This is a genomic window from Chitinophaga agrisoli, assembly GCF_008386695.1.
Taxonomy (GTDB): Bacteria; Bacteroidota; Bacteroidia; order Chitinophagales; family Chitinophagaceae; genus Chitinophaga; species Chitinophaga agrisoli.
This window is the reverse complement of sequence record NZ_VUOC01000015.1, coordinates 1-284: the sequence shown is the minus strand read 5'-3', so window position 1 is coordinate 284 and position 284 is coordinate 1. Positions and strand designations below refer to the sequence as shown.

General features: G+C 50.4%; 1 protein-coding gene. It reads left to right on the top strand.

Going from position 1 to position 284, the window contains the following annotated elements:
• Positions 1–41: 41 nt before the first annotated feature.
• Positions 42–284 (top strand): acyl-CoA-binding protein (locus F0L74_RS34470; RefSeq protein WP_149842207.1); only part of this gene is annotated, 243 nt, incomplete at its 3' end.

The following is a 284-nucleotide window of genomic DNA, read 5'->3' as shown; positions in this document are numbered from 1 at the left end:
TTGCAACTACCCTACCTCCTGATCTCAAAAGATAACACAAAATGTCTCTCGACGAGCAATTCAAACAGGTCGCCGATAAGGTTAGGAACTGGAAGACCAAGCCCAGTGACGATGAGAACCTTGCGCTGTACTCCCTGTACAAGCAGGCTACCATAGGTGATGTTAACATTGCCCAGCCCAGCGGTCTTGTGGAGAGCGCCAAGTGGAAGGCATGGAACGGTCGCAAAGGCATCTCCCAAGACGATGCCAAGAAGCAATACATCGAAAATGCGGAGAAACTCCAC